The sequence below is a fragment of the Qipengyuania algicida genome (genome assembly GCF_009828025.1).
GTDB lineage: Bacteria > Pseudomonadota > Alphaproteobacteria > Sphingomonadales > Sphingomonadaceae > Qipengyuania > Qipengyuania algicida.
This window is the reverse complement of sequence record NZ_WTYA01000008.1, coordinates 168522-181063: the sequence shown is the minus strand read 5'-3', so window position 1 is coordinate 181063 and position 12542 is coordinate 168522. Positions and strand designations below refer to the sequence as shown.

At 56.9% G+C, this 12542-nt stretch carries 10 protein-coding genes and 2 pseudogenes; 4 read left to right on the top strand and 8 right to left on the bottom strand.

All coding sequences use genetic code 11. From position 1 onward, the window contains the following. Nucleotides 1-309: 309 nt before the first annotated feature. Nucleotides 310-1284, top strand: a complete 975-nt coding sequence (locus GRI58_RS11535) for an IS110 family RNA-guided transposase (RefSeq protein ID WP_337190963.1) — start codon at nucleotides 310-312, stop codon at nucleotides 1282-1284. 115 nt (nucleotides 1285-1399) lie between these two features. On the opposite strand, the gene GRI58_RS11530 is transcribed toward GRI58_RS11535, so the two are convergent. The 6 genes and pseudogenes from GRI58_RS11530 to GRI58_RS11505 form a co-directional block, all read right to left on the bottom strand. Continuing rightward, on the bottom strand, nucleotides 1400-1603 hold the full coding sequence (locus GRI58_RS11530) for an IS3 family transposase (protein WP_160753747.1): 204 nt from the start codon (nucleotides 1601-1603) through the stop codon (nucleotides 1400-1402). Between the two features lie 361 nt (nucleotides 1604-1964). Next, nucleotides 1965-2648, bottom strand: coding sequence for a ZIP family metal transporter (locus GRI58_RS11525; RefSeq protein WP_160753746.1), 684 nt, complete (start codon nucleotides 2646-2648; stop codon nucleotides 1965-1967). Continuing rightward, nucleotides 2645-3118: a Fur family transcriptional regulator gene (locus GRI58_RS11520; protein ID WP_160753745.1), complete on the bottom strand. Its 474-nt coding sequence runs from the start codon at nucleotides 3116-3118 to the stop codon at nucleotides 2645-2647. Before GRI58_RS11520 ends, GRI58_RS11525 begins: the two co-directional genes overlap by 4 nt. Nucleotides 3119-3208: 90 nt before the next feature. After that, nucleotides 3209-5218, bottom strand: coding sequence for a TonB-dependent receptor plug domain-containing protein (locus tag GRI58_RS11515; protein WP_337190962.1), 2010 nt, complete (start codon nucleotides 5216-5218; stop codon nucleotides 3209-3211). Between the two features lie 266 nt (nucleotides 5219-5484). After that, nucleotides 5485-5670 carry a hypothetical protein gene (locus GRI58_RS11510; protein WP_202386942.1) on the bottom strand — a complete coding sequence of 62 codons (186 nt, stop codon included), beginning with the start codon at nucleotides 5668-5670 and terminating at the stop codon, nucleotides 5485-5487. A gap of 98 nt (nucleotides 5671-5768) precedes the next feature. Next, nucleotides 5769-6610, bottom strand: a pseudogene (locus tag GRI58_RS11505) (IS5 family transposase). 264 nt (nucleotides 6611-6874) lie between these two features. Between GRI58_RS11505 and GRI58_RS11500 the strand changes: the two are divergent. Next, nucleotides 6875-7837, top strand: a complete 963-nt coding sequence (locus tag GRI58_RS11500; RefSeq protein ID WP_160753744.1) for a GGDEF domain-containing protein — start codon at nucleotides 6875-6877, stop codon at nucleotides 7835-7837. Between the two features lie 1511 nt (nucleotides 7838-9348). Here the strand turns inward: GRI58_RS11500 and GRI58_RS15940 are convergent. Continuing rightward, nucleotides 9349-9492, bottom strand: a complete 144-nt coding sequence (locus GRI58_RS15940) for a hypothetical protein (RefSeq protein WP_419957044.1) — start codon at nucleotides 9490-9492, stop codon at nucleotides 9349-9351. Between the two features lie 156 nt (nucleotides 9493-9648). On the opposite strand from GRI58_RS15940, the gene GRI58_RS11495 reads away from it, so the two are divergent. Together GRI58_RS11495 and GRI58_RS11490 are read left to right on the top strand one after the other, a co-directional pair. Then, nucleotides 9649-10635, top strand: coding sequence for an alpha/beta fold hydrolase (locus tag GRI58_RS11495; protein ID WP_160753743.1), 987 nt, complete (start codon nucleotides 9649-9651; stop codon nucleotides 10633-10635). Nucleotides 10636-10879: 244 nt separating this feature from the next. Next, entirely contained in the window at nucleotides 10880-12043 is a 1164-nt protein-coding gene (locus GRI58_RS11490) for a hypothetical protein (protein ID WP_160753742.1), read from the top strand. Nucleotides 12044-12190: 147 nt separating this feature from the next. Here GRI58_RS11490 and GRI58_RS11485 read toward each other — a convergent pair. Continuing rightward, a pseudogene (locus GRI58_RS11485) lies at nucleotides 12191-12331 on the bottom strand (IS3 family transposase); the annotation flags it as partial. Nucleotides 12332-12542: the final 211 nt, after the last annotated feature.

Below are 12542 nucleotides of genomic sequence, written 5' to 3'. Positions count from 1 at the left end.
CTAGCCTTAGCCCAGCCAGAGCCGTTCGGCTTGCTGGCAGCGACAATCGGCTGAGTCGCAGCCAACCCAGCGATTACGGCTATAGCAATGCGCATCTTCTACCCCCTATCCCAATCCGTGCGAGCGGATTCAGTCGCCCCAGCAACGTTCCCAGGCGGACATTACAGAGTCTACACCATACATCGCCCAGCCTCGCTTATTGAAAAGAAGCGAGTGTTCTACAAGTCATCGTGTAATTTGTGGCTGCTTCCCCGGGCCGGCTGACTGGCGCACCTTCTGGTTGTCGAAGCCTGAAGGAAGGAAGCAGCCGTGAAGAACTATGCCGGATTAGACCTGTCGATGGAAATGACGCATATCTGTGTCATCGATACCGACGGACACAAGGTTGGCGCCGAGTGCGTCGAGAGCACAGCTGAAGCGATCGCCACCGTGCTCGAACAGCTTGGCCCGATCGAGCGGGCGGTTATCGAGACGGGGCGAATGACCCCCGCGATCGCGCTGGGTCTGCGCGAGATTGGCGTGGCCGTCGTCTGCATCGACGCGCGGCAGGCGCATCAGAGCATGAAAGCGATGAAGGCCAACAAGACCGATCCACACGATGCAGCCGGCCTCGCGCAACTGGCGCGCACCGGTTTCTACAAGGAGGTTCACGTCAAGTCGCCGACCGCTCATGGCGTACGCGCGATTATCACCGCTCGAAGCCATCTGGTCGAGGCGCGCGTCCGGCTCGACAATACGATCCGCGGACTGTGCGCAACCTTCGGGATCAGGCTTGGCGTCGGACAGGGCGCGCGGTTCTTGGCAAAGATGCAGGCGGCCGATCAGATCCCAGGTCTCGGCGAAGCGGTCGCATCATTGCTGCGTGCCCGTGAACAACTCGTCGTGGAGATCGGGGAGATGGATCGGCAGCTGAAAGCAATCACCGCCGCATCGCCCGTCTGCCAGGCGCTGATGAGCATCCCCGGCGTTGGCGTGCAGACTTCGGCCGCGTTCGCCGCGGCTGTCGACGACTCGACTCGCTTCAGGCGATCGCGAACGGCCGGTGCCTACTTCGGCCTTGTTCCCCGGCGCCATCAGTCGGGTGAAATCGACTGGACGGGCCGGATCACCAAACAGGGCGACAGCACTGTGCGTAAGTTGCTCTACGAGGCAGCGAACTCGATCCTGACGCGCACCAAACAGAGCTTCGCGCTGAAAACCTGGGCACTGAAGATCGCAATCTGCGAAGGTTACCGGATGGGCTTCAGAGCCCGCTTCGAGTCAATGCAACGTCCGGCCTTGTGAGACCCGATACAGCACCACCGACCTTCGGGAAGGCGAGTGCGGACAGATCCTTGAAACCCTCAAGGGACAACCGCCGAGTAACTGCAAATTACAGATCCTCGGTCCTAATCGTCTATTACGGTTCGAATTCGACGGGCGACAGAAGCCCGTTCCTGGCATGGTTGTGTATCAAGTTACAGAACATCTCGATGTAATCGAACACGCCCTGCCGAGCCTCCTCGCAGGTGTTGGATATCCGGCGCCGGATGGTCTCGTGTTCGGGCGACGAGAAGAAGGTCTCGACTACCGCGTCGCCGCGGCAGATGCCGTGCCTGCTCATCGAGTGCTAAAGTTTGTAAGCACGGATGAGCGCTACCCAGTCCATGCCGGCGAACTGCGAGATCTGATCCTTGCAGATCCGGACCCTAGACAACAGTCCGGAACTGCGGCTTCGAATTGAGAATGGCCTGAAGCCGACATTTGTTCATAAAATCCAGCGCGACAGCTATGCATCCCAATCTAAAATATTCGCGTGGCTGCACAATTTTCTCGAAAACCGGGCATTCATCGTCAATCATGCCAATCGCTGGTCCGAATATCAAAATCGCCTGGCTCGCTGCGGATGCCGGCGCTCGTAAAGACGCGACGGTGCTTCTGTATCTTGATCAAGAGCGTTATACGGCCGCAGAACGCCGGTACGGCTATCCGGCGAGGTGAACCATCAGGCCCGTCACAACCAATCCCAGCACGCTTACTGCGGACGAGAACCACCCGCCTCCAGCGGCGCGGCTGCGCGGCAGAAGCTCAGCGCTGCCGATATAGAGGAACCCGCCCGCAAACAGTGCCAGCAGTAGCGAAAACTGCGAAGGGGTAACCGATATGGATTGACCGATCGCTACGCCGAGAAGAGGAGCAATGCTGTTGACGACCAGCCATGATCGGGCGTTTCGGTGATCCTGAGCCGAAGCGCTCAAAGCTACCATATTGGCGCCATCGGCCATATCGTGGACGAGGATTGCGATCGCAACGATCCACCCAGTCCCGTCCGATATCTGAAACGCCAGACCGATTCCCAAGCCATCCATGATACTGTGCAGGACGAGCGATCCGCGGCCCAGAACTGCGGCTATGGGAAGACGATGCAGCAGGGTCAGCAAAGCGAACCCGACGGCCAGCATGGTGAAGATCGCTGCCGGGGAGTGGACGCCGTAGCCAAGCTCCACGGCATTGGGCATCAGGTCGAGCAGCGCCAGACCAATTACGAAGCCGCTAGTCAGTCCGAACAGCAAGGCATCGTGGCGCAGAAACCGCATCGCCAGAGCGCCGCCGATCAGGGTGAATAGCCCTGCTACCAGTCCCACCGCATAGGGAAGCGATGTCATCATCGGTCGGCAATCCGGTCAATCGAGGGGACGGCGGATTGCCGATCTTTCTGATCCCGGCAAGCATTACATTCCCCGTGAACTTCGACCGGAATGCGGATCGAGCGAAAACTCGCACGGTGCCGCAATTGCGAAAGCGCAGAGGATAATGAGGGCATGGAAACCCGCTTCACTGCCTTGCACCCACCGCAAACCAGAAACAGATCCGTTCCCGGTTTTGCCAGAAGGTAAGCCTTGACGCTTTCGAGACGGAGCACGCGCCCCTGCTCGGAAAGGCGCGCCATGGTCCGGTAGACCTGCATCGGCACGATCGAGTGGCCGTACCGGGCTGCCAGTTCGACAATCTCATAAGCGGTGAGAGGGCGATCGACTTGGCGGAGCAAGCGTTCGACCAGGCATTCAATTTCGGCAGAGTCGCGTTTGCCGGATCGCTTGGGGGTGGCTGCAAGGCTCGGTGTGGAAACGGTTGCCACCCTGATCGCCCACCTTTCATTGTCGTAAAGGGGCAGCAGGGGCGACCTGAACTTGGGTAAAAATTCGATCGCACCTGCTACCGTGTTAGCTCAGAACGTCGCGACGTGCAGCACGAAGCGTACGGAGCGACCGGGCTGCATCACCAGATCCTTGTTGAAGGCGGTCGCATAACGCTGGACATCATCTGTGAGGTTTTGACCGACGACCGAAAGCTCGATCCCCGGGTAGGCCTTGAACGGCCGCACGGTGATATGCGCGCTCAGCTCGTTATAGGATGCGGTCGGCGTGTCAAATACGCCGTAATCATCCTGCCGCCCGTAATGGATCAGCGTGAAGCCGGCATCGACCGGCTTGCTCTTCCAACCAAGCCCGCCACCAATGCGATAGGGCGGAATCCGCGGCACGTTGTTGCCATCGTCCAGCGTCGCACGGGTGTAATCGCCGAGCACGTTTGCCTTGAGCGTCCCACTGTCGGATTTGTAAAGATCGAGGCTGGCCTGACCTTCCACCCCACGGAAATGCGCGCCCTGCTGGAGATAGAACACCTCGCGCAGTTCCTCGCTGTCGCCGACCACGCAATTGCCGCCATCGTCGCAGGTTCGCCCGGTCAGGTCGCCGTAGATGTAGTTGTTGAACCAGGTCGAATAGAGACTGCCTTCGAAGCTGAATGGCCCCTTGTTGACCCTGAGGCTCAGCTCAAGGCTGTTGGCGCGTTCCATCTTGAGGTTAGGATCACCGGTTTCATAGGTCTGCGGTCCATCATGCCCGCCGCGTGCGAACAATTCGGTTAGCGCAGGTGCGCGGCCCGTCGTCGATCCGGTCAGGCCGATCTTCACGCCGGGCGTAACGGTGTAGAGGGCGCCAAGCGCGCCGCTGACCGGAGTATAATCACGCGAAGTGAACACATCGGACAGTGGCGTACCGGTGATATGGACGTTCTCCACCCGACCGCTCGCTTCGAGGTGGAACTTGGGAGCCACATCGATTTCGGAGAACAGATATCCGGCAATATTGTCCGATGTTGCCGGCTCCAGATATGACGCGTCTTCGCCGATCGCCGAAAAATCGCGATGCTGGTATTCGGCGCCCAGAGCCAGATTGCTGATGAAGCCGATCGGATTGATCAGCAATTCGCCGTGGAAATCATATTCCTTGTTCTTGAAGGTCGTGTTGACCGATCCGTCCGGGTTCTTTTCCTGATGCTGGTAATCGGCATAGCTGCCGTCGAGATTGAACGATTTGAGGGCACCGCCTAGTTCGATGACATCGCGCGTCATGATCTTGGTCTGGCGCATGTCGATGAAGGTGGTGTCGCTGGGAATGCCGTATTGCGCATCGTAGTGCGTCACCGCGATCCCGAGATGGCTGTTGCTGTCGGGAATGAAATAGGACCCGCCCAGTGCACCGCCCCAGCCGTGGAAGAAGGAATTTGCCTGGGTGCCGAGTGGCGTATCGTAATCGTCAGCGTGGCGGTAATAGCCATCGGCATGGAGGGCGAAATTGCCGACCTGGCCATTGATCAGGCCTGAAGCTTCGCGCGAATCGTTCACGGTGGTGTAGCTGTCGTTGATTTCGACGCCCAACGGGTCGGAGAAACGCTGCATCGGCACGCGATCGTTCAGCACGTTGACCACCCCGCCGATTGCCTGACTGCCATAACGCAGCGCCGCCGCCCCACGGACGACTTCGATGCTTTGTGCCGATAGCGGATCGATCGGGGTGCCGTGATCGGGACCGATATCCGACACGTCGGAAATGCTGGTGCCGTCTTCGAGCAGGCGCACGCGATTGGCATCCATGCCGCGAATGATCGGACGCGAGGCCCCTTCGGCGAAACCCGATGCCGAAATCCCCGGAACATCCCTCAGCGCTTCGGCGATGCTAGCGCCGCCCGCCCGCCTGATCTCCTCGGCATCAACCTTGGCGGGAATCGCCGGGGTATCGTCGATCGAGCTGTGAAACGGCGTTGCCGTGACGATGATCTGCTGGGGGGTGGCGGCATCGGTTGACGTGTCCGGCTTGTCAGCCGCACGAGCGCCCGTCGCGACCGTGATGCTTCCGACCAGAAGGGTGCTGGCCAGCAGTTTTGCTTTCATCATTTGGGGGGAATTCCTCATTCTACTATTATTCGCGATTGCATGGAGCCACCTGCAAAATGGCTCATATTGCGGTTGATGTTATACCATCACATAATTTCCACACGAAGTCGAGGCTCTCTCGGTTCCAATTGAAATTTAATGTCCGTCGCATCGCGCTGGACGCATTTTGAATTGCATTAATTCAGGCTGGTTGGTGCCGCATAATTGATTGGCATCAAGGCGCGCCGATATTCGGGATAACTGTCGCTAAGGCTGGACCATTGAACTCAAGCAAGGTGGTTGGCAAAATGCTCCTCCATCACAACAGTGACCGGCGGTTGGTCCTTCATGAATCTCGAAAAGGCCGCCCTCGACAGCTTCTTGCGAAACAGCAAGTGCCCCGTACCCGAGGCAGCGTGAAGCTGAAAAACAGACTTTGCCAAATCCACGCCAATCATCGCATCGTTCGTCATGGTTGTCGTCCTTCCCGTTCAGTGGCCTTCAACACCACTATCTTGGCATATTGCGATGCCGTCGAGGGAGGGCGGCAACCACCCCATCTGATTCATAATTATCCGTCATAATTTCCTGCTCTTGCGATACGGCGAGTGAAGAGCTGGATCGAGGCGATGAACAGCCACGCGGTTGCTGAGGCGATGGTCTGCTCGAAGTCCTTGGCGAGGCGGCGGTTGCGACCGAGCCATGCAAAGGTTCGCTCTGCCACCCAGCGCCGCGGTAGCACCTCGAAGCCCTAGGCAGTGTCGGACCGCTTGATGATTTCGATGGTCCACTTGCACTTGCCGATCTTGCGCAGCGCCTGACGAAGCTTGTCACCGGCATACCCACCATCGGCGAGACATGCCGCAGCCACGGGAAGCGATGGATGATCTCGGCCAGCACGAGCGGTGCGCCGTCGCGATCCTGGATCTCGGCGGTGTGGATCACGGCATGAACCAGATTGCCATCGGTGTCGGTCAGGATGTGGCGCTTGCGACCTTTGATCTTCTTGCCGGCATCGTAACCCTGCGGCCCTCCGCTCTCGGTGGTCTTGACGCTTTGGCTGTCGATCACCCCGGCACTCGGGGAGGCCTCGCGGCCTGTCGCTTCGCGCCCGATCAGCAGCAGTGCGTGGTTGAGCTAAAGCCATAAGCCGTTATCTCGCCGTAGGTAGAACCAGCGCCGCACCGTCGAGACCGGCGGAAAGCACGGTGGCAGCATTCGCCACGTCAGGCCGCCGCGCAGCAGATACAGGATCGCTTCGACAATCCGTCGCAGCGGCCATTTGCGCGGGCGCCCCACATGCGAAGGTGGCGGGAATAACGGCTCGAGCACTGCCCATTCGGCATCGGTCAAATCGCTTGGCAAAGTCAGCTGCGCACGGGCATACTGGGCCCGAGTGGTGTCGGTCCACATCGTTGATTTCCTTGGTTCGTTGCAAAACCTCAGAATCAGCGACTTGGGCTGGCGTCAAGCTAACCTGCTGACACCACTCAACTTAATTTCGGATCAGGCTCTTACATTCGGAAACGGTCCATTATAAATTACGAAGAAAGCGATCGTAAGGCGGCCACAACATGGGAGTACTCCCGCTGGGTTGATTCAAGCCAACGATTGATCTGCTTTCGAAACGAACTCTTCACAAGTTGGTCTTAGACTTCCGAAATGCAGATGGCCCCGTTGAAAGCCAGCGCCGTGCAGCGCGCTTTTGACCTGATGGTGCGTCTGCGCCCAGCTCACGCGTGGACTTTGATAGTACTATGCACGACCGCAACTGCTCTGGCCGATTGGCTAACGGGGGCAGACCTTTGGTTTGGACCTGTCTATCTGCTTGTCATGTGTTTTGCCGCTTGGTCGCTCGGATGGCGAGCTGGGCATATAGTTGGCATTAGCTGCTTAGTTCTGACGTTCGCCATCAACGGGTTCGATCTTTATCCATATGGTGGAATCGCTTTAGCCTGGAATCTGGGAATGCGATTTCTCGCCTTATCCATAGTCATCTCCGTCATTGCTGGAGCGCGCCGTACCTACAAAAGGGAATGGTGGCTTGCGAGGAGTGATGCACTCACCGGAGCATTCAATCGTAAAGCGTTCTTCGAACTTGCTTCTTCGAGTATTGGAGATCAAAGATGGCGTCTCCTTATTTATGCTGACCTTGATGGGTTGAAGCAGACAAACGACACGCGAGGCCACGCAGCCGGCGATGATTGCTTACGAGCCTATGGCAGCACGATATCGAAAAGCATTCGTCGCAATGACATGTTTGCCCGGCTGGGCGGTGATGAATTCGTAGTTTTTATGAACGTGAAAGACGAGGCAGCCGCAAGAACAACAGCCTCAAGATTGCACCAGGCTATGAACGCAATTGATGTTGAAGGTTGCCCTCTGAAGTGCAGCGTTGGAGCATTGGTCGTTCCGCCAGGAGCTGTGGCAGTTGACGAACTTGTACGCCGGGCAGACCATCTGATGTATGAAGCCAAGTTACGAGGAGCTTGTTTGCAACTCGGAATAGCATCTCAGGTGGAGCCTGCTGTACAAGCAGGTGCAAGGGCTACTCCGCGCATTTTGAATGTCTGGTCGCAAGGCGATGGGAAAGTCGCCATTGAACGGCGCTCTAACTCAGCGAGCCATCTTAGAATATAGTCATCGCAAATGATGAGTTTGAGGCGATATTCATAGCTCATTGAGTGGATGATTGATGAAGTGACCATCGCAAGTGCTAACCCATTCGCAAGTCAACGGAAGGAAATTTGGGTATACCGACGAGGTTGGCTCCATAACTAATATATGCTTCGATCGGTGACAGATAAGTTCGCCAATGGCAGCTATTTGCGTTGGAATCATTGAAAGCAACCAGTCTGGGATTGGCGGCATAGAGTCTAGCTGAGTCCGACTCTAATTCCAGACCTAGTCGTCTGGCGCGAAGCATCCTAACAACGAAATTTCAGGCGAAGGCATAGGCGGGTCACATTAGGCCGGTTCCATCATTGATAGGACTGCAATTCGGCGGACTTTGGGGGGCTGTCGCCACAATTGCGCTTCCTCAAGGAGCTCAGTCCATTGCCCTTGCCTTTAATGCGCTTTTCACCACCATACTGATATGCTGGATTTGGTTTCAGTGCTCAGTTGAGTCTAGCCAAAACCTATTCCGGGCTAAGGCATAGTGGATCGCCGTGGCGTTAGAAGTCGGAGCGACTTATCTCGCGTCCATCGTGTTGCCGAAATTCGGATTGCAGTCGTATTTCCTACAAACCATTGGCGTCATCGTGGGATTACATTTCATTGGGCTGTGGTCGGCAACAGGGTCCCGAAGGTTTCTTGCCATTTCTGCCGGCATGGTTTTCACCTCTGCAAGTGCCTGCTTTCTTTCTGCACGCTCATCGGGACGGAACCCACGCGACTTCGTGACCGGGTTGGGAAATGCTGTCATATTGTGGGCGGCCGCCAGCGGCGCACTTCAATATTTGGCGTCCACGAATGGGCGGGCAGCTTAATGGCAGTCCCCACAATATATGCGCCGTTTAGGCCACAAATTGTGGGTCCTATTTCGGCCGAGCGGTGCTCATCCGCTGTAGGTGAATGTAGGGCCGCTTTCGACAGCGCGAATTGGGCAACTAAATGATTGCCTTGTCGGCGACTGCGGCCCCGATCATTGTCTCGCCCGAATGGCGGCGTTCCGCCGGCAGCCTACCAAAAGCCGCCAGTCCGGAACCGGCCCACTTCCGGCCGATGAGAAAATGGCTCGCGACGTCCGCTAGCCCCAACATTCCGGTTATTCAGCTCTATACCGCACATTACCGAAAGATGACGTTCAATCAGGTCAGAAATTTGTCCCCGCGCTCTAGGGTTAGTCCGATATCCTCGCTGTCTCCGCAGAAGCAAGATTGGGAACTAAGAGCTGGATCCATGCCGGTGCTACAAGATAAGCCGCACCGCAGATCATGAACATTGGCACATAGCCGCCCATAGGCTGCGCGCTGCGCGAACCAAAGATTTTCGCCTAATCTCCTACACCAGGGTCGGTATGAATGACCGGTAGCTTTCAGCAAGGTCGTGTGAGTTGCTCATCAGCAGTAATACGGGCTACTGCTGAATGGCGATACGGCAAAATGCTGCCTGCGTTCGTTCGCCAATAGGGCCGAGCGCGGCCCAGGTCAGCCTGCGGTGTGTAGTTGCTGGCGCAGTTCTCGTGGCGGAATTGAGCAGTAATGGCGCCAAGCGCGGCGCAACTGTCTGGGAGAGCTGAAGCCAGCCCGTTTCGCGATCGCCTCCATGTCGAGGCGAGTCGAGCTGAGCAGGTCGCGGGCGAGGGCCGTTTATCGACTCTGTTGTGGCGCTGGCAGAACTTTTCCGACCCGGGTGGCGCCTGACGGCTAAGACAGCCCAACGCTTCAGAAGTCCGCCTGCTCGCGAATTTAGTTGGGGGCGATTCCTCTGTCTTAGGATTATGTCAGTTGATCGAACTGCGTATGCCACTCACGGTTCGCTTGTTCCTTGTTCTTACGATGTTCGGCCTCGTCGCCGCTTCGCCGCCGGGCGGGGCCATGGGCGCACACCAGATCCGGACTCAGGATGGAATAGAGCTTTGGTATCGAGTAGCGGGCCAAGATGCCGGGATCCCTGTCGTATTCCTTCATGGCGGTCCAGGAGAGGGCAGCCAGGTGATGCAAGCTCTTGGCGGTCCCGCACTCGAGCGTCGGCTGCACATGGTCTATCTTGACCAGCGCGGATCCGGCAGATCCGAAAGACCAAGTGGGTCGAAATTCTACTCTATGCATCTGCTGGAAGCAGACGTCGATTTGGTGCGCCACGAACTGGGCGTGGACAAGATCGTGCTGCTCGCCCATAGCGCCGGAACGACTATCGCGCTGGACTATGCGGCGGACCATCCCGACCATGTCGCCGCATTAATTCTTACGGGCGCGGTGCCGGACCTCCCGGCTGCTATCGATAACCTTTGCGATCGGCTAAAGTCCGTTCATCCCGAGCTTTACGCAAAGGCGGTGAAGGCACGGGAGTCGGGGCGCAAATGCAATCCATTTGCGGTCTTTGGCGACAAGCAGCGCCAGGCCTTCTTTGACGACAACATGTTTCCGAACCGCATCGTGCGCGAACGCGTGAACTGGCTCGACCATATCCCTTCGCTCGCCAACAGTGGCCAGTTAGGAGAGGCGCTCTCTGCCCAGGGCTTCATGGACTATCGCTTCGACCGGCCTGAACGGCTGTCCATGCCTGTGCTGTTTATAGCTGGCGGCCACGACTTTCAGACTGCTCTGGGGCCTCAACGTACGCTTGCAGCAAAGCTGAAAGATGGCCGCGTCCTCGTCTATCCAAACTCTGGGCATTTTATGTTTGCAGACGAGCCCGAACAATTCGCCAGCGATGTCAGCGCGTTCGTATCGCGGGCCACTCGTTCGCTTTCCGATCACAGCGAACCTTAGAGAAAACGGCGTCGCTCGCTCGCTCCTACTTCGCATCCCATTCGAGGATTTAGAGAAGGGAGCATCCTCGAACGCGCAAGGGATCTGCCAAGGCGTACACGATACCCGCGATCGGTGATCTGCGCCACCGCATCACGCTTGAACTCATCACTGAAATTTGGCTTCCCCATCGTCGCCTCCTGTCCTCAAAATTAGGAAAGAAAGCGTCTACAAATCTAGGGGCTATTCAACCCGCGCAAGAGCCATGGTCGCTGAATCCGGACTCCAATATCTCGATAGTCTCGCAAAAGATCGACATGCGCCGAACGAAGTACGTGCAGAAGTCGGCCGCGGATATGTTCGTCTGGCTGATGTGACCGGCACCAGCAGCGGGTCCAGCCTTGGGCGATTTCGGGAGGGCGGAAGACTTTTAGCAGAAGCGCGTGCGATCATTGAGCCGCTCTACAGGGCCAGCCCAAAAGATCCCGTGTTGACCAATGATTTTGCAGACGTGCTTACGCGCCAGGCAATCGACGAAATGTATAACAACGGCAGGATCGATCATGGTCGGAAACTGGCGGATGTGGCGCTGGCTGTAATATCACCACTGGCCGCTAAGAACCCTGATGCCGCCGGCACCTTCATCAAGGCCTTGACGGCTAGAGGGGACGCGAATGGGTGGAACAATGAATTTGAAAAGGCGAGCGAATTCTACGAACGGGCCGAGAGCTTTGCCACAGAGTTGCCTGCTAATTTCATCACCGCGCAAACAGTGGCAGCTCGAGCTCATAACTTCAGATTGCTGGCAGAGAGTTATCATAATTCGAACCGCGAACTTCAGGCTCGTAAAGCCCTCGACCATGCGATTTCGCTGGACGAGCAAATGTATAAGGCCGACCCGCTGAATCCTCGCAAAGCCCGAGGCTTGATTGTCGCACTATGGTACAGTGCTGTGCTCGATCGAACTGCGCAACGACCCAAACAGGCGCGGCGAGAAATTGGGCGAGCTATGCAACTCGTTTCCGGTCTTCAGGAGCGAAATCCCGGCGACGCGGATATGATCAAATTGTATTCCACGGTTGCCGAAGTCGATGCACAACTCCTTGCAGATCGGGGTGACTATAGGGCGAGTTATGCTCTCACCGACAAGATCATCGAATTGAATCGCAAGAAAGTCGAGATCTCTGAGAATGTATCAGGAGCCCGACGTTCTCTCGCCGAAGTTCTGAGAACCGGCGGAACCAATCACCATAATGGCGGTGACTATGCCGGAGCCTGTCGCCTGTGGAAGGAAGCCTACGAGATTTGGCAAGCTCTGGATGCAAAGGGCGAGTTGTCTGACTGGGACAAAGACAGCACCAACGAAATGCGACAGCTACTCGAGAAAGGCTGCGATCCACCACGCAAAATTAGTCGGCAGCCAATTTAAAAGACTGGCGGTTGACGGCCGTGAAACAGGATGTTCAAGAATTACGTTAGCTCGCTGAACGAATGGCCGGTTTTGACGATCAAGAGCGTATCACCGGAAGGCCGCTTAATACAGGCTCTGCGCAATGCCTTCCTTACGGCGCAGCTAGGCAATGGAATCATCGCCGCGCAGGCCTTCGAGCACGATGCGGATCTTGTCCTCAGCGGAGAAGTGCCGACGGGTCCTTCGGAGGATGTCCTTAAACACCTGCTCGGCAGGCTTCTTGGAGCTAGAGGATTTGGGATTCATCTTCGTTCCTTCGTCACTACGACGAAGCCCAAATCCTCCTTAAATCACAACCTCAAATCTGTGCCATAGGCGCTGACGGGGGACAATCAAATGTTTCGATCTTGATCGTCGAAACCTGCCATTCATTCATGCGGGCTGATACGACAATGAACGGCCGGCTTTCGGCAGCGCCTGGAGTGACCTAATCTGCTGCAATGTTGGGGATAGGCGA

Coding starts and splice junctions, on each gene's coding strand:
- GRI58_RS11530 (WP_160753747.1), bottom strand. CDS start 1,603: ATGAGCAGGCACGGCATCTGCCGCGGCGACGCGGTAGTCGAGACCTTC.
- GRI58_RS11525 (WP_160753746.1), bottom strand. CDS start 2,648: ATGATGACATCGCTTCCCTATGCGGTGGGACTGGTAGCAGGGCTATTC.
- GRI58_RS11515 (WP_337190962.1), bottom strand. CDS start 5,218: ATGATGAAAGCAAAACTGCTGGCCAGCACCCTTCTGGTCGGAAGCATC.
- GRI58_RS11510 (WP_202386942.1), bottom strand. CDS start 5,670: ATGACGAACGATGCGATGATTGGCGTGGATTTGGCAAAGTCTGTTTTT.
- GRI58_RS11490 (WP_160753742.1), top strand. CDS start 10,880: ATGGTCGCTGAATCCGGACTCCAATATCTCGATAGTCTCGCAAAAGAT.